The 21,715-nt window shown below is 61.2% G+C and carries 24 protein-coding genes and 1 tRNA gene; 19 read left to right on the top strand and 6 right to left on the bottom strand.

The features are described from left to right. Positions 1 to 121: 121 nt before the first annotated feature. From rsmA to ACNKU3_RS18310, 4 genes are read left to right on the top strand one after another with little or no spacing between them, the layout of a single operon-like run. Entirely contained in the window at positions 122 to 916 is a 795-nt protein-coding gene (gene rsmA / locus ACNKU3_RS18325; protein WP_418261008.1) for a 16S rRNA (adenine(1518)-N(6)/adenine(1519)-N(6))-dimethyltransferase RsmA, read from the top strand. Then, the gene (apaG, locus tag ACNKU3_RS18320; protein ID WP_418261007.1) at positions 909 to 1,319 is read left to right on the top strand and encodes a Co2+/Mg2+ efflux protein ApaG; all 411 of its coding nucleotides are present in this window, start codon (positions 909 to 911) and stop codon (positions 1,317 to 1,319) included. The genes rsmA and apaG overlap by 8 nt, the downstream gene beginning before the upstream one ends. Before the next feature lie 9 nt (positions 1,320 to 1,328). Then, positions 1,329 to 2,198, top strand: coding sequence for a symmetrical bis(5'-nucleosyl)-tetraphosphatase (locus tag ACNKU3_RS18315; protein ID WP_418261006.1), 870 nt, complete (start codon positions 1,329 to 1,331; stop codon positions 2,196 to 2,198). Between the two features lie 9 nt (positions 2,199 to 2,207). After that, complete coding sequence (locus tag ACNKU3_RS18310; protein ID WP_418261005.1) at positions 2,208 to 3,461, top strand: multifunctional CCA addition/repair protein; 1,254 nt, start codon at positions 2,208 to 2,210, stop codon at positions 3,459 to 3,461. Here the strand turns inward: ACNKU3_RS18310 and folK are convergent. Genes folK through tsaD form a run of 3 tightly spaced genes read right to left on the bottom strand, consistent with a single transcriptional unit; the run spans position 3,425 to position 5,330 of the window. Next, on the bottom strand, positions 3,425 to 3,937 hold the full coding sequence (folK, locus tag ACNKU3_RS18305; protein ID WP_418261004.1) for a 2-amino-4-hydroxy-6-hydroxymethyldihydropteridine diphosphokinase: 513 nt from the start codon (positions 3,935 to 3,937) through the stop codon (positions 3,425 to 3,427). The two genes, ACNKU3_RS18310 and folK, sit on opposite strands and share 37 nt — an antisense overlap. Beyond that, entirely contained in the window at positions 3,937 to 4,293 is a 357-nt protein-coding gene (gene folB / locus ACNKU3_RS18300; protein WP_418261003.1) for a dihydroneopterin aldolase, read from the bottom strand. The genes folK and folB overlap by 1 nt, the downstream gene beginning before the upstream one ends. Further along, a complete protein-coding gene (gene tsaD / locus ACNKU3_RS18295; protein WP_418261002.1) occupies positions 4,293 to 5,330 on the bottom strand; it encodes a tRNA (adenosine(37)-N6)-threonylcarbamoyltransferase complex transferase subunit TsaD in 1,038 nt (345 codons plus the stop codon). Before tsaD ends, folB begins: the two co-directional genes overlap by 1 nt. A gap of 208 nt (positions 5,331 to 5,538) precedes the next feature. Here tsaD and rpsU point away from each other — a divergent pair, with 208 nt between their 5' ends. The 6 genes from rpsU (at position 5,539) to ACNKU3_RS18265 (ending at position 12,451) form a co-directional block, all read left to right on the top strand. Next, entirely contained in the window at positions 5,539 to 5,754 is a 216-nt protein-coding gene (rpsU, locus tag ACNKU3_RS18290; RefSeq protein ID WP_418261001.1) for a 30S ribosomal protein S21, read from the top strand. A 25-nt stretch (positions 5,755 to 5,779) separates the two neighbouring features. Continuing rightward, complete coding sequence (locus ACNKU3_RS18285) at positions 5,780 to 6,235, top strand: GatB/YqeY domain-containing protein (RefSeq protein ID WP_418261000.1); 456 nt, start codon at positions 5,780 to 5,782, stop codon at positions 6,233 to 6,235. Between the two features lie 86 nt (positions 6,236 to 6,321). Beyond that, a complete protein-coding gene (gene dnaG, locus ACNKU3_RS18280; RefSeq protein WP_418260999.1) occupies positions 6,322 to 8,205 on the top strand; it encodes a DNA primase in 1,884 nt (627 codons plus the stop codon). Positions 8,206 to 8,433: 228 nt separating this feature from the next. Next, on the top strand, positions 8,434 to 10,239 hold the full coding sequence (gene rpoD / locus ACNKU3_RS18275; RefSeq protein WP_418260998.1) for an RNA polymerase sigma factor RpoD: 1,806 nt from the start codon (positions 8,434 to 8,436) through the stop codon (positions 10,237 to 10,239). 51 nt (positions 10,240 to 10,290) lie between these two features. After that, positions 10,291 to 11,298 (top strand): glycosyltransferase family 61 protein, encoded by a 1,008-nt coding sequence (locus ACNKU3_RS18270; RefSeq protein WP_418260997.1) that lies wholly within the window; start codon positions 10,291 to 10,293, stop codon positions 11,296 to 11,298. A gap of 106 nt (positions 11,299 to 11,404) precedes the next feature. Further along, positions 11,405 to 12,451: a hypothetical protein gene (locus ACNKU3_RS18265; RefSeq protein ID WP_418260996.1), complete on the top strand. Its 1,047-nt coding sequence runs from the start codon at positions 11,405 to 11,407 to the stop codon at positions 12,449 to 12,451. A 53-nt stretch (positions 12,452 to 12,504) separates the two neighbouring features. On the opposite strand, the gene ACNKU3_RS18260 is transcribed toward ACNKU3_RS18265, so the two are convergent. From ACNKU3_RS18260 to ACNKU3_RS18250, 3 genes are all read right to left on the bottom strand, one after another. Next, positions 12,505 to 13,164: a hypothetical protein gene (locus ACNKU3_RS18260; RefSeq protein ID WP_418260995.1), complete on the bottom strand. Its 660-nt coding sequence runs from the start codon at positions 13,162 to 13,164 to the stop codon at positions 12,505 to 12,507. Positions 13,165 to 13,199: 35 nt separating this feature from the next. Then, positions 13,200 to 13,676 (bottom strand): hypothetical protein, encoded by a 477-nt coding sequence (locus ACNKU3_RS18255; protein WP_418260994.1) that lies wholly within the window; start codon positions 13,674 to 13,676, stop codon positions 13,200 to 13,202. Between the two features lie 107 nt (positions 13,677 to 13,783). Then, positions 13,784 to 14,545, bottom strand: a complete 762-nt coding sequence (locus ACNKU3_RS18250) for a hypothetical protein (RefSeq protein ID WP_418260993.1) — start codon at positions 14,543 to 14,545, stop codon at positions 13,784 to 13,786. 246 nt (positions 14,546 to 14,791) lie between these two features. Here ACNKU3_RS18250 and ACNKU3_RS18245 point away from each other — a divergent pair. The 9 genes from ACNKU3_RS18245 (at position 14,792) to ACNKU3_RS18205 (ending at position 21,711) form a co-directional block, all read left to right on the top strand. Next, positions 14,792 to 14,868 (top strand) — tRNA-Ile (locus tag ACNKU3_RS18245). Between the two features lie 216 nt (positions 14,869 to 15,084). Then, positions 15,085 to 16,320 (top strand): tyrosine-type recombinase/integrase, encoded by a 1,236-nt coding sequence (locus tag ACNKU3_RS18240; protein WP_418260992.1) that lies wholly within the window; start codon positions 15,085 to 15,087, stop codon positions 16,318 to 16,320. A 58-nt stretch (positions 16,321 to 16,378) separates the two neighbouring features. Then, positions 16,379 to 16,987: a BRCT domain-containing protein gene (locus ACNKU3_RS18235; RefSeq protein WP_418260991.1), complete on the top strand. Its 609-nt coding sequence runs from the start codon at positions 16,379 to 16,381 to the stop codon at positions 16,985 to 16,987. Between the two features lie 96 nt (positions 16,988 to 17,083). Beyond that, positions 17,084 to 18,199: a hypothetical protein gene (locus ACNKU3_RS18230; RefSeq protein WP_418260990.1), complete on the top strand. Its 1,116-nt coding sequence runs from the start codon at positions 17,084 to 17,086 to the stop codon at positions 18,197 to 18,199. Between the two features lie 133 nt (positions 18,200 to 18,332). After that, entirely contained in the window at positions 18,333 to 18,554 is a 222-nt protein-coding gene (locus ACNKU3_RS18225; protein WP_418260989.1) for a helix-turn-helix domain-containing protein, read from the top strand. Positions 18,555 to 18,565: 11 nt separating this feature from the next. Continuing rightward, entirely contained in the window at positions 18,566 to 18,898 is a 333-nt protein-coding gene (locus ACNKU3_RS18220; RefSeq protein WP_418260988.1) for a hypothetical protein, read from the top strand. Next, positions 18,891 to 19,775 carry a toprim domain-containing protein gene (locus ACNKU3_RS18215; RefSeq protein ID WP_418260987.1) on the top strand — a complete coding sequence of 295 codons (885 nt, stop codon included), beginning with the start codon at positions 18,891 to 18,893 and terminating at the stop codon, positions 19,773 to 19,775. The genes ACNKU3_RS18220 and ACNKU3_RS18215 overlap by 8 nt, the downstream gene beginning before the upstream one ends. Beyond that, on the top strand, positions 19,772 to 21,226 hold the full coding sequence (locus ACNKU3_RS18210; RefSeq protein ID WP_418260986.1) for a YfjI family protein: 1,455 nt from the start codon (positions 19,772 to 19,774) through the stop codon (positions 21,224 to 21,226). Before ACNKU3_RS18215 ends, ACNKU3_RS18210 begins: the two co-directional genes overlap by 4 nt. Continuing rightward, positions 21,223 to 21,711 (top strand): hypothetical protein, encoded by a 489-nt coding sequence (locus ACNKU3_RS18205; RefSeq protein ID WP_418260985.1) that lies wholly within the window; start codon positions 21,223 to 21,225, stop codon positions 21,709 to 21,711. Before ACNKU3_RS18210 ends, ACNKU3_RS18205 begins: the two co-directional genes overlap by 4 nt. Positions 21,712 to 21,715: the final 4 nt, after the last annotated feature.

Here is a 21,715-nt window from a genome sequence, read left to right as displayed (position 1 = left end):
CGCAAGTGTACCAGAAGTACCGGCAATAACCGTAATACCCGCGATGCCCTGACCGCCAGTCGACCCCCGATAATGTCATTCGAAGGAAGCAACCCGCCGCTCTCACGGGTACAATGCGATCATGAAAAACACACCACGCCAAATCGCCCCGCGCAAACGCTTCGGCCAGAACTTCCTCACCGATCACGGGGTGATCGACGCCATCGCCGGGGCAATCCACCCCCAGCCCGACGAACACCTGGTGGAAATCGGCCCCGGCCGCGGCGCCCTCACCGAGGCGCTGGCGCCCTCCGGCTGCCGGCTGGACGTCATCGAGCTGGATCGCGACCTGCATGCCGGCCTGCTCGCCGCCTTCAGTATCTACCCCGGCTTCAAGCTGCACAGCGCTGACGCCCTGGACGTGGACTACGCGGCACTGGCGACCGGGGGCGAGCAACTGCGGGTGGTCGGTAATCTTCCCTACAACATTTCCACGCCGCTGATTTTTCGCCTGCTGGAATTTGCGCCGGCCATCCGCGACATGCACTTCATGCTGCAACTGGAGGTGGTGGAGCGCCTGGCCGCCACACCGGGCAGCAAGCACTGGGGGCGCCTCGGCATCATGGCCCAGTATTATTGCCGGGTGGAGCACCTGCTGGATGTTCCCCCGGAAGCCTTCTTCCCGCCGCCCAAGGTCCAGTCCGCCGTGGTGCGCCTGACCCCGTGGCAGGAGTCACCCTGGCCGCCCTGTGACCCGGCCCGGTTGCGCAAAGTGGTGCAGTCCGCCTTTGCCCAGCGTCGTAAAACCTTGCGCAACAACCTCAAAGGGCTTATAGATATGGCCACCCTGGAGGCGATGGGCATTGACCCCGCGGCGCGGGCGGAAACGCTGGAATTGCCACAATTTATCGACATTACCAAAGCAATCCATGGCTAATACCGAATTCAATCCGTCCAAAGTCCAGGTTAACGTTACGACGGCCTACCTGCCGGGGCATTCCGCCCCGGATGAAAACCAGTACACCTTCGCCTATACCATCACCATCAATAACGCCGGCAACAAACCCGTGCAGTTACTGTCACGCCACTGGGTTATAACCGATGCCGACAGCAGCGTGCAGGAAGTGCGCGGCGACGGCGTGGTGGGCGAACAGCCGGTCATCCCCCCCGGGGAGTCCTATCGCTACACCAGCGGCGCCACCCTGAATACACCCGTGGGATTTATGGAAGGGAGCTATTACATGGTCGTTCACGATAGCGAGGCCCCCGCGGAAAGCCTGAACCGCTTCCAGGTACCCATTCCCGCATTTACCCTGCACACCCCCACGGCGCTGAACTGAGATTAACCCATGGCAACCTACGCCGTTGGCGACATCCAGGGCTGCCTGCAGCCCCTCAAGACCCTTTTGCGGGCGGTGGACTTCAACCCTTCGCGGGATGTGCTGTGGTCGGTGGGGGATATCGTCAACCGGGGCCCGCGCTGCCTGAAGACCCTGCGCTTCCTGTTCGAAATGAAGGACAGCCTGGTCCTCACCCTGGGCAACCACGACCTGCACCTGCTGGCGGTGGCAGCGGGTGTCCGGAAACCCTCGCGCAGCGACACCCTGGAAAAAATCCTCAGCGCGCCAGATCGCGATCAGTTGCTCGGCTGGCTGGTCCAGCGCCCGCTGATCCACCGCGAGCACGGCCACACCCTGGTGCACGCGGGCATCCCTCCCCAGTGGAGCATCCCCTACGCCATCGGCCGCGCGCGGGAAGTGGAAACCGTGCTGCAGAGCCCGGACTGCACCGAGTTTCTCCGCACCATGTATGGCAACGAGCCCAACATCTGGTTTGAGGAGCTGGCCGGGATGACCCGCTTGCGGGTGATCACCAACTACCTCACGCGGATGCGCTACTGCACGGCCGACGGCCACCTGGACCTGAAGAGCAAGGGCCCCATACCGGACCCGGGTTCCGGCGATGTCGCGCCCTGGTTCAGCCACCCCAACCGCGCCGCGGCGGAGGAGAAAATCCTCTTCGGGCACTGGGCCTCGCTGGAGGGCTGCACCGACACCCCGAACATCATCGGCCTCGACTCCGGCTGCGTCTGGGGCGGCGCGCTGTCGCTCTACTGCCTCGACACCGGCGAAATGCTCCGCTGCCGCTGCCGCGACGGGCGCGCCCGCGACGAGGCCGATGCGGTCAGGCGTTTCCTGCCGACCCCCGCAAGCGGCTAAACTGGCCCCATGGAAACCTATCTGGTTGGCGGCGCGGTCCGCGACGCCCTGCTCGGCTACCCGGTTTACGAGCGGGACTGGGTGGTCGTAGGCTCGACACCACAGGAGATGCTCGACGCGGGCTTTCGCCAGGTGGGCCGGGACTTCCCGGTGTTCCTGCACCCGGATACCGGGGAGGAATACGCCCTGGCCCGCACCGAGCGCAAGCAGGGGCACGGCCACCAGGGCTTCACCGTACACTGCGCCCCCCATGTCACCCTTGAACAGGACCTGCTGCGCCGCGACCTTACCGTCAACGCCCTGGCGCAAGCCGCCGACGGCACTATCATCGATCCCTATGGCGGCCAGCGCGATCTCGCGGAAAAACGCCTGCGCCACGTCTCGGACGCCTTCGTGGAAGATCCCCTGCGGGTGCTGCGCACCGCCCGCTTCGCCGCCCGCTACGCCCACCTGGGCTTTGCCGTGGCCGGCGAAACCCTGGCCCTGATGAGCGAGCTGACCGCCCAGGGCGAACTGGCCCACTTAAGCAGCGAACGGGTATGGCGGGAACTGGAACGGGCGCTGGGCGAGCAGAATCCCGACGTGTTCATCAGCGTACTGAAGGAGTGCGGCGCGCTGGCAGCCCTGCTGCCCGAGGTCGACGCCCTGTTCGGGGTGCCCCAGACCCCGGCCTACCACCCGGAGATCGATACCGGCCTGCACACCCTGATGTGCCTGCAGCAGGCAGTGCTGCTGGAGGCGCCGACGGCGGTTCGCTTCGCGGTCCTGCTCCACGACCTGGGCAAGGCCCTCACCCCGGCGGACGAACTGCCGCGGCATATCGCCCATGAGCAGCGTGGTATCAAGCCGGTGAAACGGGTCTGTGAACGACTGAAGGCACCCAACCAGTTCCGCAGCCTCGCGCTGGCGGTCTGCGAGTACCACCTGCACTGCCACCGCGCCCTGGAGCTGCGCGGTACTACCTTGCTCAAGCTGTTCTCCGGCACCGGCGCGCTGCGCCAGGCGGAGAATTTCGAGGACTTCCTGCTGGCCTGTGAAGCGGACGCCCGCGGCCGCAGCGGGTTGGAGCAGCGAACCTATCCCCAGGCGGATTACCTGCGCGGCGCCCTGGCGGCAGCCACACAGGTGACCGCCGCACCGTTCACCGCACAGGGCTTGCAGGGCAAGGCCATCGGCCAGGCCATGGAAAAGGAGCGCATCCGGGTACTGGAACAGTACCGGGCGGATTACTCGGCGGCGGACACCGGGCGGCCCCGCCAGTAGAAATCCACCCGGCGCACCTCGCGGGGGCCGTCGAACTCCGACCACAATTGCCGGTAGGACTGCCCGAGCAGCGGGTGCAGCGCTTCCGGGGCCAGGTCCGCCATCGGCCGCAGGACAAAGGCGTTTTCCACCAGCTCACCGCGGGGCAGGGTCACCCCCTCCACCAGGCCGCTGAGGTCGTCGTAAGTCAGGATATCGATATCCAGCTGCCGGGGGCTGTAGCGCGGCGCCTGCGCGGCGCGCCCGTGCTCGATCTCGACATGGCGCAGCTCCCGGGCCAGGGCGCCGACCCCCAGATCGGTGTCGATGCCCACCACCAGATTGAGGAAGGGCTGGCCGGCAAAGCCGACCGCCGGGCAGTCGTAGACCGGTGACAGGGCCAGCTCCCCGAAGCGGTCTGCCAGGGCGTCGAGGCCGGCGGTAATATAGCGCTCGCGCTCGATATTGCTGCCGAGTCCCAGGTAGACGCGGGCCATCAGGGACGCTGCCCCCGCTCGATGATCACCCCCACGTCCTCGGCCTCGGCGACCGCGCCGGGCTTGCTGACGGTGAGCCGCAGCCAGGGGATGCCGAACTCTTCCAGCACCAGCCCCGCCACCCGCTCGGCCAGGGTCTCGATCAGCTGGAAGCGGCTGTCGCGAACATAGGCCAGGATGCGTTTCGAGATGGCGTCGTAATCCACTGCCTCGGCGATGCCGTCGGTAGCCGCGGCGGCGCGGTTGTCACTGGCGAGGTCGAGGTGCAGTACCAGCGGCTGGCGGATATTGCGCTCCCAGTCATAGACGCCGATCACTGCATCGGCGCGCAGGCCGCGGATATAGACCATGTCCATCAGGCCGCCCCCTCCAGTGGCTTGAGCTCCTCCATCGGCCAGCGCGGGCGCACCTGGCTGGCGTCGTCATCGCGCTGTCCCGCCAGCAGGCGCTGGGCGCCGGCGAAGGCGATCATCGCCCCGTTGTCGGTGCAGAAGCGCGGCGCCGGGTAGAACACCCTGGCCTGCTCTTTGGCCAGAGCCCTTGTCAGGGAAGCCCTGAGGTTTGAGTTAGCACTTACTCCGCCTGCGATCACCAGGGTTTTCAGGCCCTCCTGGCGCAGCGCGCGGCGGCACTTGATCACCAGGGTGTCGACCACCGCGTCCTCGAAGGCGCGGGCGATGTCGCGGCGGTCCTGCTCACTCAGGTCACCATCGCCGCGGCACTTCTCCACCGTGTTGAGGGCGTAGGTCTTGAGGCCGCTGAAGCTGAAATCCAGCCCGGGGCGGTTGACCATCGGGCGCGGGAAATCGAAGCGCCCGGGGTCGCCCTCGAGCGCCAGCCTGGCCACATGCGGGCCACCGGGATAGGGCAGGCCGAGCAGCTTGGCGGTCTTGTCGAAGGCCTCGCCGGCGGCGTCGTCGAGCGACTCCCCCAGCAGGCGGTAGCGGCCGATGCCGTCGACCCGGACCAGTTGGGTGTGGCCGCCGGATACCAGCAGGGCCACGAAGGGAAATTCGGGGCGCTCGTCCTCCAGCATGGGCGCCAGCAGGTGGCCCTCCATGTGGTGCACCCCCAGCGCGGGTACACCCCAGCCCCAGGCCAGGGCGCGGGCCAGGGTCGCGCCCACCATCAGGGCACCCACCAGGCCGGGCCCCGCGGTGTAGGCGACCCCGTCGAGGTCGCCCGCGGATACCCCGGCACGGGCCAGCACCTCCTGCACCATGGGCAGGGTCTTGCGCACGTGGTCGCGGGAGGCGAGTTCCGGCACCACCCCGCCGTATTCGACGTGAATATCCACCTGGCTGAACAGCGCGTCGGCCAGCAGGCCGCGTTCGGTATCGAACAGCGCCACGCCGGTTTCATCACAGGAGGTTTCAAGGCCCAGTACGAGCATTTTCGGGTTCCGGAAGGCAATTTCCGCGCATCATACTGTCTGCCCCCCGGGCAGGCCAGTTGCAGCGGCCATTTTTCACTCAATCCGGCCCTTTCCCCCCTTTGCAAAGCGACCCGCTTGAGTATAGAATGCGCGCCCTTTCTGGCGATTGTCGGCCCCGCTGGCCGTGATCCCGTGGAATTAACGAGACAGGTAAGGTAACAACCGAATGCCACACATCAAGGTCAAGGAAAACGAGCCTTTCGACGTCGCCCTGCGCCGTTTCAAGCGCTCCTGCGAAAAAGCTGGCGTACTGGCCGAAGTGCGCAAGCGTGAGCACTACGAGAAGCCCACCACAGTGCGCAAGCGCGCTGCTGCCGCTGCCGTCAAGCGCCACGCCAAGAAGCTGGCCCGGGAAAACCGCAAGCGCGTACGCCTCTATTAAGTAATAGAAGCAGTTCCCTCCGCTTATGTCAGACCTGTCCCTGCCCGATCGTATCAAGGCCGATGTGAAATCGGCCATGAAGTCGCGGGACAAGGAGCGACTGGCGGCACTCCGGCTGATCCAGGCCGAGTTCAAACGCATCGAAGTGGACGAGCGCATCGAGATCGAAGACGCCCGTGCCCTCGCCGTGCTCGATAAAATGGTCAAGCAGCGCCGGGATTCGGCGCAGCAATACCTCGACGCCGGCCGCACCGAACTCGCCGATATCGAAAACGCCGAGATCGCCGTGCTGCAGGAATTCCTTCCCAGCCAGCTCAGCGAAGACGAAATCAACGCACTGATCGACGAGGCCATCGCCACCTCGGGCGCCGAGGGCATGCAGGCCATGGGCGCCGTCATGGGGCTGATCAAGCCCAAGGTCCAGGGCCGCGCCGACATGGGCGCCGTCAGCGCCCTGGTCAAGGCCCGGCTGGCAGGCTGAACGGTACAAGCGCAAGTCCGTTGCTGTTCCACCGGGGCACGCATAGCGCTCCTACCCAAAACACCATACCGGTGGTTCAATAGCGCATGGCCGGACGCATCCCGCAATCCTTCATCGACGACCTGCTGGAACGCCTCGACATCGTCGAGGTGGTCGACCGCCGCGTCAAGCTGAAGAAGACCGGCAAGAATTACAGCGCCCGCTGCCCCTTCCACGAGGAAAAAACCCCCTCTTTCTCGGTGAGCCCGGACAAGCAGTTCTACTACTGCTTCGGCTGCGGCGCCGGCGGCAACGCCCTCGGCTTCGTCATGGACTACGAGAACCTGGGCTTTCCGGAGGCGGTCGAATCCCTCGCCGCCAGTCTCGGCCTGCAGGTGCCGCGGGAACAGGGCAGCCAGACCCCGGAAGCAGCCCGACGCGAGCAACAGCAAAAAAGCCTCTACGGCCTGCTGGAGCAGGCCGCGGACTACTACCGCCAGCAGCTGCGCCAGCATCCGCAGAAACAGCGGGCGGTGGACTACCTCAAGGGCCGCGGCCTCACCGGGGAAATCGCCCGGGCCTTCGACCTCGGCTTCGCTCCGCCGGGCTGGGACAACCTGCTCAAAGCCCTCGGCCAGGACGAGGAAACCAGCGCCCGCCTGCTGCAGGGCGGCATGCTGGTGGAAAACGAGCAGGGCCGGGTCTACGACCGCTTCCGCGACCGCATCATTTTCCCGATCCGCGACCAGCGCGGCCGGGTGATCGCATTTGGCGGCCGCGTGCTGGGCGACGACAAGCCCAAGTACCTGAATTCACCGGAAACGCCGATTTTCCACAAGGGCCGCGAGCTCTACGGTTTCTACCAGGCGCTGCAGGCCAACCGCAAGCTGGAGCGCATCCTGGTGGTCGAAGGCTACATGGACGTCATCGCCCTCGCCCAGCACGGCATCAGCTACGCCGTCGCCACCCTCGGCACCGCCACCAGCAGCGACCACCTGCAGCGCATCTACCGGCGCTGCCCGGAAGTGATCTTCTGTTTCGATGGCGACGAAGCCGGCCGCAAGGCCGCGTTCCGCGCCCTCGAATCCGCCCTGCCGGCGCTGGAGGACGGGCGCCAGGCGCGCTTCCTGTTCCTGCCCGAGGGCGAGGATCCCGACAGCCTGGTGCGCTCACTCGGCCGGGAGTCCTTCGAGGAACTGCTCGGCACCGCGCGGCCCCTGGAGGACTTCCTGTTTGACGCCGTCGGCGAGGGTATCGACACCCACAGCCTCGACGGCCGTGCGCGACTGGCGCGGCAGGCGCTGCCCTACGTCCGCCAGCTCCCCGAGGGCGTGCTGCGGGAATTGATGATGCAGGAACTGGCGCGGCGCACCGGGCTGGAACTGGCGAGCCTCATGCGCCTGGAATCCGCGGCCCCGAAACCCGCGGAAAAAGCTGCCCCGGCGCCGCTGACGGAGGACCACCCCGCCCCCCCAGCACAGCAGAGTCCGGCGGAGATACCTCCCCGCCCCCGCCAGCGCACAGCCGGCCAGCAATACCGCGTTGGCGGTGACGGTCTCGCCCAGGGCGCCATCGCGCTCATCCTGCACAAACCGGCCATCGCCGCCGGCGTCGATCCGGACATGCTGAGCGTGCTGGACGGCGAGGATAGCCAGTTGCTGCGGGAGTTGATCGAACTGGTCCAGCGCCGCCCGGAATCCAATACCGGCATGCTGCTCGGGCACTGGTATGGAACCGGCGAGGGAGAGTTGCTCAACCGCCTCGCCGGCCAGGAACGACTGATCCCCACCGAGGGTATCGACAGCCAGTTCCACGACATTCTCGACGTGCTGTTGCGGCGCATCCCCCACCAGTCACAGCTGGCCCGGCAAGTCGACAAACTCAAGGGCACCAACTACGCTGATGTGAGCGAGATCGAGAAACAGAGACTGCGTGAGTTATTGCAGGAAAAACGCCAGCGCGACGCCCAGCGCAATCGGCGTGAAACATGAACTGAACGCTGCATTTCGCTGTCATAAGAGGTCGTAGCCAGGGGAGTGGCGAGGGAAGCTTCGCCCCAGTGCTTGCAATCGGCCCTGTGCGCCCCCATATCGGCAGCCCAGGCACCGTTTCTGCGCAATTTTTCATCAGATTTGAGGGCTTTTTCCTAGTTAGACCCTTGAATTGCGAGTACAATTGCCGGCTGATTTTTTTTTGCATTTTTCGAAGGTACCAGCTTAATGTCCGACGTTGTACAGCAGCAGTCCCGCCTCAAGGCCCTGATTGCCAAAGGCAAGGAACAGAGCTACCTGACCTACGCCGAGGTGAACGACCACCTCCCGGAAGATATCTCTGATCCGGACCAGGTCGAAGACATCATCCAGATGATCAACGACATGGGCATTCAGGTATTTGAAAGTGCTCCGGATGCCGATGAGCTCCTGATGACCGAAGGCGATTCCTCCGCCGACGACATCGCCGCCGCCGAAGCCGCAGCCGCTCTTGCCGCAGTTGAAACCGAAGCCGGTCGCACCACCGACCCGGTGCGCATGTACATGCGCGAAATGGGCACGGTCGAACTGCTGACCCGCGAAGGCGAAATCGTCATCGCCAAACGCATCGAGGAAGGTATTCGCGAACTGATGGCCGCACTGGCCCTGTTCCCCGGTGCGGTCAAGCAGATCGTTGACGAGTACGACCTCGTCGCCAAGGAAGAGCGCCGCCTCGGCGATATCATCGTCGGTTATCTCGACCCCACCGACGACGTCCCCTCCGCTGCCGACATGGCGCAACAGGCCAATAATGACAGCGGTGAAGACGACGAGGAGAACGAATCCGGTCCCGACCCGGTCGAGGCGAAAAAGCGCTTCACCGCCCTCAAGCGCCAGCTCAACAAGGCCGACAAGGCCATTGCCGCCAAGGGCCGTAACGACGCCGAGTCGGTCAAGGAAATGGACAAGCTGGGCGAACTGTTCAAGTTCCTCAAACTCACGCCTCGGGTATTCGACCCGATCTGCGAAGAGCCGCGAGTCCTGCTGGCCGCCGTGCGCACCCAGGAACGCGAGATCATGCGCATCGCCGTGCAGCAGTGCGGCATGCCACGCAAGGAATTCATCACCACCTTCCAGGGCGCGGAATCCGACCTGAAATGGGTTTCCCGGCAGCTGCGCAAGAAGGATTGCGGCACCAAGCTGGCCGCGGAGAAGGACAACATCCAGCGCCTGCAGCGCCGTATCCTGCAGGTTGAAGAGAATTCCGGCCTCACCGTCGCGGAGATCAAGGAGATCAACCGCCGCATGAGCATGGGCGAAGCCCGTGCCCGCCGCGCCAAAAAGGAAATGGTCGAGGCCAACCTGCGCCTGGTGATTTCCATCGCCAAGAAGTACACCAACCGCGGCCTGCAGTTCCTGGACCTGATCCAGGAGGGCAACATCGGCCTGATGAAGGCAGTAGACAAGTTCGAGTACCGTCGCGGCTACAAGTTCTCGACCTACGCCACCTGGTGGATTCGCCAGGCGATCACCCGCTCCATCGCGGACCAGGCACGCACCATCCGCATCCCGGTGCACATGATCGAGACCATCAACAAGCTCAACCGCATCTCCCGCCAGATGCTGCAGGAGATGGGCCGCGAGCCCACCCCGGAAGAGCTCGGCGAGCGCATGGACATGTCGGAAGACAAGGTACGCAAGGTGCTGAAAATCGCCAAGGAACCGATCTCCATGGAGACGCCCATCGGCGACGACGAAGACTCCCACCTGGGCGACTTCATCGAGGACAACACCATTTCCTCACCGGTCGACGCCGCTACCGGCCAGGGCCTGCAGGAAGCCACCAAGGAAGTGCTCGCCGGCCTCACCGCCCGCGAGGCCAAGGTGCTGCGCATGCGCTTCGGTATCGACATGAACACTGACCACACCCTGGAAGAAGTGGGCAAGCAGTTCGACGTCACCCGCGAGCGTATCCGCCAGATCGAAGCCAAGGCACTGCGCAAGCTGCGCCACCCGAGCCGCTCCGACTACCTGCGCAGCTTCCTCGACGAGTAACCGGCGGGCCGACACTGCAGCACAAACCCGCGGTAGATGGAGCAATTTGCAGTGCAATCACCGGAGGAAGGGGCCACCCCTTCCTCCGGCATCGATGTACACCTCACCTGCGCCAACAAATCCGGGTCGGTAGAGCACTACTACCATTTCTTTCTCGGCCACCTCTATCCACTCCTGCTGGCCTACGAAAAGCTTGAACAGGAGCCGGCAGTTTCCCAGGTCCTGGTGCGCAGTTGCGCGGTAATGGATTCCCTCCTTGAGCCGCTGGGGCTCGATAAACTGCGTATCCTGCCACGCGACGAGCACGCGCAGCTCGCGAGCTCCGTCACCGTGAAAAGCATGACGGAACCTGGCTATGACCGGCCGGTTGACTACCACTACCGGCCGATGGTGCGAGCGACCAGAGTGCTGTTGCGGCGACTGGCGCCCAGTATCGACGAGGCCGCTGCGCGCCTGCCGCGCCCAGACCAACCGGGGCCCGCAATACTGTTGATCGACCGCAAACCGCCAGACGATTTCTACACTTCCGGCAATGCGGAGATCTCCAGTTCGGGCAGTCAACGGCGCTCTATCGGCAACTTCACCGAGCTGGCAAATGCGCTCCAGGGCGCCTGCCCGAATACACGGGTTTGCTACCTGGAAGACCATACATTGGCGGAGCAAATTGTCCTGTTCCAGCGCGCCGATATCATCGTAGGCCAACACGGCGCTGCCCTGGTTAACGCCGTTTTCTGTAACAGCCACGCCGCGCTGGTTGAAATTTACCCGCGCGACCTCCTGAACCCCGGCGGTGGCTACAAGAATCATTTCCTGCGACTGGCGCAACTGCTGGGCCTGCCATTTCGCCGCGTACTCCAGCAGAGCAGCCACAGCGCGATCGACTGCGCCCGGGTCATGGCGGCGATTGCCGAGATTCGCCGGCAAGACTCTCTGCCGCAAGCCCGCCAACTGCAACGCATCCTCTGGTTCCACCTGTGGCAGCTGCGACTCAGGCTGAAACTCTGGCTGAAAGCGGCCGCGTCCGGGAAATCGCCTGCACCACTAAACAAGCAGCGGTAATCGCGTACCACCCTGTGTAATACCGGCTTCTTCGTGACATTACGGTAAGTAGCCTGAACCTGCCGCGTCAGGTACATTCCTGAGTTCATTCAAATAAGGAACGACCATGAGCAACGCAGCAGCACCCCTGCGTGTAGTCCAGTGGGCCACCGGGGATATCGGCAAGCGCGCCATGCGCGAAGTCCTGAGCCACCCGGACATGGAGCTGGTGGGCGTGCTGGCCTACAACCCGGACAAGGCCGGCATGGACGCAGGTGAACTGTGCGGCGAAGCCGCCTGCGGCATACGGGTAACCAATGACCGTAGTGCCATCCACGCCCTCAAGGCGGACTGTGTGCTGTACATGCCGCAGGTGATCGACATCGAAGACCTGGTTGCCTTCGCCGAGGCCGGCACCAATATCGTGTCGATCTGCATGGAGCTCTACGATGGCGGTAGCGGCATGGCCCCGGATGACCGGGAGCGGCTCGCGGCAGCCTGCGCAAAGGGTGGCACCTCGGTCTACGGCACCGGCAGCAGCCCGGGCTTTATCACCGACCTGTTTCCCTACTCGGTACTCTCACTGCAGCGACGGGTCGACTTCTACCAGATCGAGGAGTTCGGCAACATGAGCCGGCGCAACTCTCCACTGATGTTGTTCGACCAGATCGGCTTCGGCAAGCCAATGGATCCGGATGCCTACCCCACCCCGCGCCTGACCAGCGCCCCGACCGCCTTCGCCCCGATCGCCCGCGCCGCCGGCTGGACTATCGATGAGTGGAAGACCGTGACCGAGTTCGCCGCGGCGCGCTCCGATGCGGAAACCGTGTGCGGCACGGTCAAGGCGGGCACCGTGGGGGCGCGACGGCTGGTCAGGACCGGCTATGAGAAGGGCGTCGCGCGGATGCGTTTTGCCCAGGTGATGTACATCACCACCGACCTCGACCCCGACTGGAATGTCGGCGACACCGGCTGGCGGGTGTCGATCAAAGGCGACGCTTCTCTGGAAATTGACCTGAAGTTCCCGGTGGCGCTGGAAGAGCTGGGCGACTATACGCCCGCACTCACTGCCAATCCGCCGGTGAATGCCATCCCCTTCGTGTGTGCGGCCAAACCCGGCATCCTGGCCACCGCGGAGTTGCCGCCACTGGTGCCTGCAGGACCCGGCGGTTAAACCATTACGCCGACCTGGCAAACCGGGATGGGTTGCACCCCGAACGCCGCACTTCAACCGCCCTCTATGGCTGCCAGCGGCACCTCGTAGACCTCGCTCCCGTTGATTGTCACAGTCCAGGTATCGCCATTCAGTTCAGCCTGGACCTCCCGGTTGGTAGCGTTCACATAATCGGCCATAAAATTGATCGTGAATTGTTCTCCCGCCGGGCTTTGCACCACGATGGAAGCCTGGCCACCCTCCATGCGCAGGATACCGGCGGGGCAGGTGCCAAATTCAGTATCGGTCACCGGGCGGCAGCGCAGCAGCGTGGTGGCGTCGTAATCCGCGGTACTGAAGGGAGCGGTGGGGTTGTCGGCGTCGGCCGGCTCCAGGGCAGCGGTGCTCCAGTAAACATACACGCTCTCATCCGGGAAGCGGAAGATCAGGCCCTGGTCGCCGAGCCCGCTCTCGCGGTACACCGCCCGCCCCGCGGCGTCCACATAATTACCGGGGGTATCGCCCACCGGTGACAATTCGTGATCTACGCCGTCGTCACGGCGGATCGTCACCGCCCCCTGGCGCTGGCTGAAGGTGCAGGCCAGCATCGCGCTGGCCTTGTCCTCGCCCGCGGGATAGATGTCACAGCGCGCTTCAGTGGTATCCGCACGGGCAGTGGCCATCCCTGCCAATACCAGTGCGAGACCGACGCTCATCCAAAGTGGGGTCTTCATGGGTTGAATCCTCGATGGATCAGGTCCGGTGGATCTCAGTAGAGCTTGAGCTGTACCTGCGCCGATTTACAGTCAGGCACGCCCACCGTATAGCGGTAAAGTCCCTTCGGGGTATCCTTTTCCTTGACCCGGCAACGCAGCTTGCCCTTCTTGTTGCCCTTGAAATCGCACTCATTGCTGCCATTGGTCACGAAGGGGTTGTCGTCACCCCGGTCGAAGGCCACAGTGAAGGGCTTATCGCCATCCATCTCCCAGGTAATGTGCTTTTCCTGCCGGGTGCACACGCAGCCGGTGTCCTTGGGGCAATCCGCGCGCCCATGCGCGTCGTGGTTACTGCAGTTGTCCTGCTCTCCCTTGAAATAGGCCGTCGTGGTGCACTGCCCGTTGGCGTCCACCACCGGCTTGATCCACACCTTCTGCTCCACGGTTTCCGCCATGGACAGGGAACCAAAGGTGACAAAGACAAAGGCAATCAGGGTTTTGAACAGCGCTTCGCAACGTGAATGAGTCATGGCTATTCCTCGCGGGCAAGTTTGTAATGTAACGGGCTGCGCCCCCCGGAAGATGCGCGGCCCCGCTACAGTATAGACAAGGCGGGAATTCCTTCACTCCCGGGGGTTCAGAAACGATATTCGAGGGATGTGAAGGCGGTGTTAAACCAGGCGAAGTTGTAGACGTCGTCCGTGTCGGCACCGCCCTCGAGCGTGCGGTAGCCCACACCAAAACGCCAGTGATCCCCCGCGTGGCGCACCACCCGTGCGCTGAAATCAATGGCGCGCCCCGGCCCGCCGGCGAGCCCGTCAAAGTCGGCGGCAAAATACCAGTCAGGCGCAATCCGGTAGCGCGCCGCAAGATACAACAGCGGGACCAGCCCGATGTCGTCTTTCTCGCTGCGCACCCCCGCCTGCTGCAACTCGATCTGGGCATCGCGCACCTTCAGGGTAGCGCCGGCCCAGAGCAGCCAGTCGCGGTGGTCGTAGAAGTTGTAACGGTAGCCAAGGCGCCAGGAATTGAACTTGTAGCTCGCGCGCACTGGCGCATCGGGACTGAAGGACTCCCCCTCGAATTGCACAGTCTTGCCCAGCCGGCCCCGCTCGCTGTAAGCAAAGGGGGCGAGCACCATGCGCAAACCGTGCCTTTCGTCGACATTCCACTCCAGTTCAGCGCGGACAGCCGGCCAGGGGCCACTGCCCGCGATGTCGTTCAGGGAAAAGCGCGTACCCTCGCGGTCGTTCGGGACCTGTACCTTGTTGCGCTCCTGAAACGCCGCCCCGACTTCCAGGCGCGCATCGATACCAGGTTCCGCGGCATTGCAGTGCTGGGCAATAAATGCGACCGCGGAGCACGTCGCGAGGGTTGCGAGAAACTGGCGAAAGTACATTTGGCTGCCTGGAGCACTCCATGTGAAAGACGAGCCTTGGTACGCGGGAGACGGCAGGATGGTTCAGTCTGGGTGCAGGCCAGATGCGGAGGGGAAGAACCCGGGCGGGGTCCGTATCAGCCCGGACTGACCCTGAATCGGCGATTTCCGACCAGTGCGCCGAAACCAAAAGATTCAGCCCTGAACCTGTGCCAAGCCCTGCCGAGTCCGATATAATCCGCGCTTCATCGCGTTCGCCACATCCCGGGGCCTATAGCTCAGTTGGTTAGAGCATCCGACTCATAATCGGCAGGTCGAAGGTTCAAGTCCTTCTGGGCCCACCATACCCCCCTAATTCCGCATAATCTGGAATCATCTCAGATACTCTAAACACCCTTTAGAACCGCTAAAACACTGGCTTTGAACCGGCTCACTTGTAATAATCCCTAACACGCAATCATTTTGCGTTTACCTAGATACCCCCAAAACGGGGGGTTATTTTGGGGGTATCTCAGGGCGCGGAAAACCAGATACCCCCAGCATTGCACGGGAGGCGGGCCATGCCACTGACTGCGACTCAGGTGAAAGAAGCAAAAGCAGAGTCCAAATCGCGCAAATTGGCGGACGGGCGGGGGCTGTATTTGCTCATTCAGCCCAATGGCGCGAAGTACTGGCGCTACAAATACCGCTACGCCGGGAAAGAGAAAGTATTGGCGCTGGGGGTATACCCCGAGGTATCGCTAAAGGCCGCCCGGCAGGCCCACCAGAAGGCCCGCGACCGGCTGGCCGATGGTTCCGACCCAGGTGAGGTGCGGAAGGTCGAGAAACTTACCCGGCACATTGCCAGCGCCGAAAGTTTCGAGGCCATAGCCCGCGAATGGTTCGCCACAAAGATGAAAGACAAGTCACAGGGCCACCAGGACCGCACATTGCGAACGCTGGAGAAAGACCTTTTCCCCGTACTGGGAGGCCGCCCCATAGCGGCCATAACCGCTCCCGAACTGTTAGCCGCTTTGAGGCGGGTAGAAGCAAGGGGCGCGATAGAATCGGCTCACAGGGGCAAGCAGACAGCCGGGCAGGTATTTCGCTTTGCTGTAGCCACCGGCAGGGGATATAGCGACCCATCCGTTAGCCTGAAAGGTGCACTAGGGACACACCAAACCAAACACCACGCGGCCATTACCGATCCCTCTGAACTGGGCCATTTACTGGTGGCGATGGATGGTTTTCAAGGCGGACCCGTTACTAAAACGGCCCTGCTTTTGTCCCCTTTGCTGTTTCAGCGCCCTGGCGAAATCCGGGCTATGGAGTGGGCGGAAATCAACTGGGAGGAAAGCCGCTGGGAGATTCCTGCCGAGAAAATGAAAATGCGTCAGCCGCACATTGTCCCGTTGAGCAAACAGGCACTTGCTCTGCTGCGGGAGCTTCAACCCATGACCGGGCACCGTGGGAAATACGTATTCCCCGGCCAACGGGGTGCAAGCCGCTGCCTGTCTGAAAATGCTGTACGGGTGGCATTGAGGACAATGGGATTTGATAACGACACCATGACCCCGCACGGTTTTCGCGCCACAGCCCGCACTCTGCTGGATGAGGTGCTGGGCTATCGGCCAGACTGGATAGAGCACCAGTTAGCCCACGCTGTGAGGGACACCAACGGCAGGGCATATAACCGCACTAGCCACTTGGCTGACAGGGCGAAAATGATGCAGGGCTGGGCGGATTACTTAGACAATCTCAAACTGCTAGCCAACTCTAGTAACGTAATTACTGGAAAATTCAGGGCAGATAGCTAGGCTAATAATTTTATCGCTATACGCCGAATGGAATGAGCTGGCAACCGAAGGGGGAAAAATGGATCTTTACACTAAATTCAACAAACGGAACATACTCGATCGTCAGATAGATACCCTCATAGGAATTAGCAAGGGATTGGTTTCGGATGGGAAAATTGACCAAGGTGAGGCGGAGTTTTTACTTACTTGGCTTATTCAAAACCAGCAGTACGGAGAGCATCCAATTATAGAAAATCTCTTGCAAAAAGTTTCCCAAATGCTGCAAGACGACTTCCTCGATGAAGATGAGTCCACCGAGCTGCTTGGAGTTTTGCAGTCAATTTCGGGAGAAAAATCCGAAATCGGAGAGCTAGCAAAACCTACCACGCTTCCGGTAGATAACCCGGCACCTGAAATTGTCTTTTCCGACAAAATATTTCTTTTTACTGGAACCTGTGTGTTCGGAACACGAAAAGAGTGTCAGGCCGCTGTAATGCAGTTAGGAGGATTAAACGCAAGCAATGTAACAAAGTCTCTAAATTACTTAGTGATCGGAACTTACGTCACGGATAGCTGGGCGCATGAAACCTACGGTCGCAAAATCGAAAAGGCGATGAGCTACCGTGAATCAGGACTGCCAATTGCAATAATCACCGAAGAAACTTGGATTAAACAGGCGGGATTTTAAATTACCAGTATTGCAGCGCCTAGGATGGCCCCCGAAAAGCCGTAACCCTAACGGCCTGGCGCTGCATCCTCATTAGGGAGCACCGAGGGGGCGCGCGTGTCAGAGTCACTTGAGATTGACTATAAGCTGTTAGCTATAGCCAAAGTCAAATTAGAGCATGAACCTGAATCGCTGAGTGCTTTTGTGAGGTTAATGGAGTCCAGCAGCGAAAGGGGTGAAAGGCTTCGCAGCACTTACACAGAAATTAAAGCGAGGTGTGCGGGCAATTTTGATTTTGACGGCTCGCAGCTTACCAAAGAGAGTATTGCTTTTGTTGATGCTTGGAAGCAAATTTACCAGCACCTAGAAAACATGATTGAGATTGAGGCAACCCCCAATATCTCATCTACTACTGTACTGAAAAACCCCGTTGACAACTTGAGTATTTATACGCTTGAGCATTTGACGGAATTTTCTGGGAGAACCACAACAGAGATATTTGACGATATACAGCGAGGAACCCTGAACGCTAGTGTTCTTGTTCGTGCGATTGATGCTGACGACCATATCAAACGGGAAATGCTATCCCGAACAGATGAGGACACTCTCCCGTTTCTAATAGCACATGCGCGGGTGGTATGGATTACTGCTATCGAGGCTGGAGTCTTGTTTAACGATGGGGAAGTATCACTTTCACGCGCCGAATACCCGATATATGTTGACGGTATCCGCAGCCCCGCCGTGAAGCGCTACAAAAAAGAGATCGTAAATTTTCCTGCCCCGTTTATTGCCACAATTTGCGATTTGCGCTTTCTCGATGGTGACGCAATTCAATACATTGCAAAGCACACAGGGAAAAGGCTGGTAGAAACTACCGCAGTCAGGGCGCTGACAAAACCAAAGGGTGGCGGGCATTACATTGTTTATCGGCTTTGGGAAGAAGTGCCTGAAAAAAGTTGCGAGGAAATTAGTGGCGTCCTAACCGAAACGCCAAGCTCAGTTTGTGGCGCGGAACCTGTGCAGCGATCCCAGGCAATGCAAGCCGCTATATTGAACGCAATTTCCGAACTGGGGATTGACCCAAAAGCAATTCCGAGGAATCCTTCCGGCCTGCCGGGAGTTAAATCACGGGTATCTCAGTACTTGGGAACAATCCGAACCGATGTAACGTCAAGTAAATTCAGAAAAGCCTGGCAGGCGCTGAGAGACAGCGGAGAAATACAGGACGCCTAACCCTGCCCCGAGGGGTATGGCCCAAGCTAGGCCACAGGGGCACAGTAGACCGGCCATACCTAAACCCCGGCAACATCATCACCCATACGCCGCAATACCTTGGCGTAATTGACCGAAATTTGAGGGTGATTCCATGCAGCCGATTAACGAACAATACGACACCAAAACCGCCGCGCCATACATTGGCGTCCAGCCCGACACACTCCGTAACGCTCGCCATACTGGCAAGCTGGCGGGAGTGACTGCCCCCCGATACCGGAAAATTGGAAGTCGTGTGTTCTATGAACGTGCCGCCCTGGATGAGTGGTTGGCGCAGTTTAAGGAACAGACCTGCACCGCCGACAATGCGGCTTAAGGGGGTGAGGTATGGAAAAGAAAGACACCGCCCCGGCAAGGGCGGCATCCCAGAGTTGGCAACAGAAGTTTATCAAATTCACCACGGCCCGACAGTACAGAGTGGTAATCGCACTCTACCAAAGGCCGCATAGTCGGGAGGAAATCGACCGGGTATCTGGTTCCAGTAATGGCCCCGAGGTGGTGCGCCAGTTACGGGAACAGGGCTGGGATATTCCCTGCCAACTCGTAGCCCACACTGACCGGGATGGGCTGAAAGGCAAGCATGGGGTTTACAGCCTATCGAGCAATGACCGTCTGAAACTGCGCGAATTGCTGGCGGGTAAGGGGGTGACCCATGTTTGACCACTACCGCCAATTTGCAGACGCCATTTTTCAAGATACCGGCGCAGTTGTTGAACCAGTAGCGGACGGTAAGCTGCACCGCTTTGATGACCCGGAAGGGAAACGTCATAACCGCGCCTGCTGGTATGTATTCCATGCAGACGGTTTCCCCGCTGGAGCCTATGGCAACTGGCGGACGGGCTTCCAATCACGCTGGAACGGGCAAACTGAGCGGCCTACCACACCAGAGGAACGCGAACGCGCCCAGGCGGTATTGCGGCAGGCCCGAGAGCAGAGGCAGCGGGAAAAGGCACTGGCCCAACAATCCGCCGCTGAACGCGCCCAATTCCTTTGGGAGAACTCACAACCGGCGACCGTGCCGCATCCGTATTTGGCAGTAAAACAAATTTCCGCGCTGGGACTGCGCCAGCACCAGGGGCAGTTACTGGTGCCGCTTCGCACTGTATCCGGCGAACTGGTGAACCTGCAGCGCATATACCCGGATGGAGCGAAACGCTTTTTACTGGGCGGACGGATTACTGGCACATTTTGGTTAATGGGGGAAGCGATACCCAAAACCGGAAAACTCTACATTGCCGAGGGAATGGCAACCGCCGCCACCATCGGGGCGACACTTCGCCAGCCGGTAATCGCAGCTATGAATGCTGGCAATCTGATTCCAGTAGCTGAAACTATCCGCGAGAACTTCCCCAAAGTGGCAATTGTGATAGCCGCCGACAATGACCACCGGACACCAGGCAACCCAGGCTTGACCAAAGGGACGGAAGCGGCCCGCAAGGTGCAGGGGGAATTAACTTGGCCCACCACCTGCCGGGAGGTGGACTGTTGTTGCACTGACTTCAACGACACGGCGAACTGCGGGAGGGCTCCACAATGACAGCCGCCCACGATATGGCCCCAAAGGTAATTCCCGAGGAACTGACACCGCCGCGCCTGCCGGAAGTAGCGGAACGCCTGAATTATCCGCTTGAAATGTTAGGCCCGCTGCTGGGCGAAGCTGCAAGCGCCATTGCGGACACCGTACAGGCCCCGCCAGAGATAGCAGCGCACTCTGTATTGGCCGTAGCCGCTTTTGCTGCACAGGACAAGGGCAACATTGTTTTGGATGGACGGAAAAGCCCGCTTTCTCTGTTTCTGTTAACCGTGGCGGAATCCGGCGACCGCAAAACCGCTTGCGATAGAGTCGCTAGTCAACCGCTGGAACGCTGGCAGCGGGAACGGACGGAAACACACCGGCAGGCGCTGAATCAGTACAAGGATGAGGCGGACGTTTACGAAGTACAACGGCGGGAGGCACTGAAAAAGAAAAGCGCCCCCGAGAAAGCCGCCGCCCTGGACGCACTTCAAGCACCAGAGCCGCCCCCGGAGCCTATGGTTATCTGTCAGGAACCCACGCTAGAAGGGCTGCAACGCTCATTCCGGCATGGCTGGCCCAGTCAGGCCCTGTTTAATGATGAGGGCGGGCAATTCTTTGGCGGGTATGCCATGAACCCGGAAAACGCCTTAAAGACTATTGCCGCGCTATCCCGCTATTGGGACGCTTCCCCGATAGTCAGGACACGGGCAGCGAAAGGCGAGAGCGCCGCCATGTATGACCGCCGCCTGTCTATTCACCTGCAAGCGCAACCCCGTGTAGCTGCCGCTGTACTGGCTGACAGGATGATGCAGGAGCAGGGCATACTGGCCCGGTTTCTGGTGGCAGAGGCCCGCACACTGGCAGGGACACGCCTTTACCGGCAGGTTAACCCCTATGAAAGCCGGGAGGTGCAACAATTTCACCAGTGCATTGAATCACTGATAGCGCATAGCCCCGATATGGATGAAGGGGGCGGGCTGATTCTGCCGGAAATGCGCCTGACCAAGGAGGCCGCCGCGCTATGGATCGAAACCTATAACCGCACTGAACAGGCACAGGCCCCTGGCGCAATTCTGGAACTGGTGAAACCATCCGCCAGCAAAGCGGCAGAGAACGCGCTACGGCTAGCGGGGGTGTTTGCTGTACTGGAAGGCACTCAAGCGGTGACACCAGAGCAGATAACCAGGGCATGGAGGCTGGCCCAGTATTACTTGAACGGCACACTAAGGGCGGCACAACTGGCAGAGCACAATGCCACCGAGAATGCGGCCCATGAAGTGCTGGACTGGCTGAAAGGCCGCGAGGGTGGCCGGGCGACTATCGAGGAAATGGGCAAGCTGCTACCCCGGCCCCATCGGAAATCTGTTGCCCATATCCGCACTCTGCTGGCCCTGCTGGTGGAGGTTGGGCGGGTGCGGATTACAGCGAACAATAATCGCGGCGAGCCTGCCGGGTGGGAAATGGTGCCGTGAATCTGGTAGACCTGCTGGCACCTAAAATCCTGAAACCACAACAGGGGGTGGCGGAAGTGGCGGAAGTGGCGGATAACCAGCAGCGGCAAGGGCTACGAAATCCGCCACTGGTGGCGGAAAGTGGCGGAAAACCTATGCCAGCACCAGTAATCCGCCAGAATCCGCCACCACTGGCGGAGAGCGAAACCCAGGCCACTACTACGTTTCCGCCAACTCCGCCAAATCCGCCACCCCTCAATTCAAAAGCAGAAATTCCGCTACCAGTGACACGGGAATACTTCGCCTCTCAGGGGGCGGTACTTCTGCCAGAGGATTTAGCATTTCTCCGCTGGCACCTGCCGAAAGGCACTACAGCCCGCAATGAAGCAATACGGCAATATCTGGACGCTTGGCGCAAGGGAATGGAAATCGAGCCGGTGGCACACAGGAAAGAGAACGCGGGCAGGCGGGCCGCAAATAGCGGGCTACATTCACGGCGGGGCTGAGTGG

It is taken from the genome of Haliea sp. E17 (assembly GCF_048323675.1).
In the GTDB taxonomy this organism is placed as follows: domain Bacteria; phylum Pseudomonadota; class Gammaproteobacteria; order Pseudomonadales; family Halieaceae; genus Mangrovimicrobium.
This window is presented reverse-complemented; position numbering and strand designations above follow the sequence as displayed.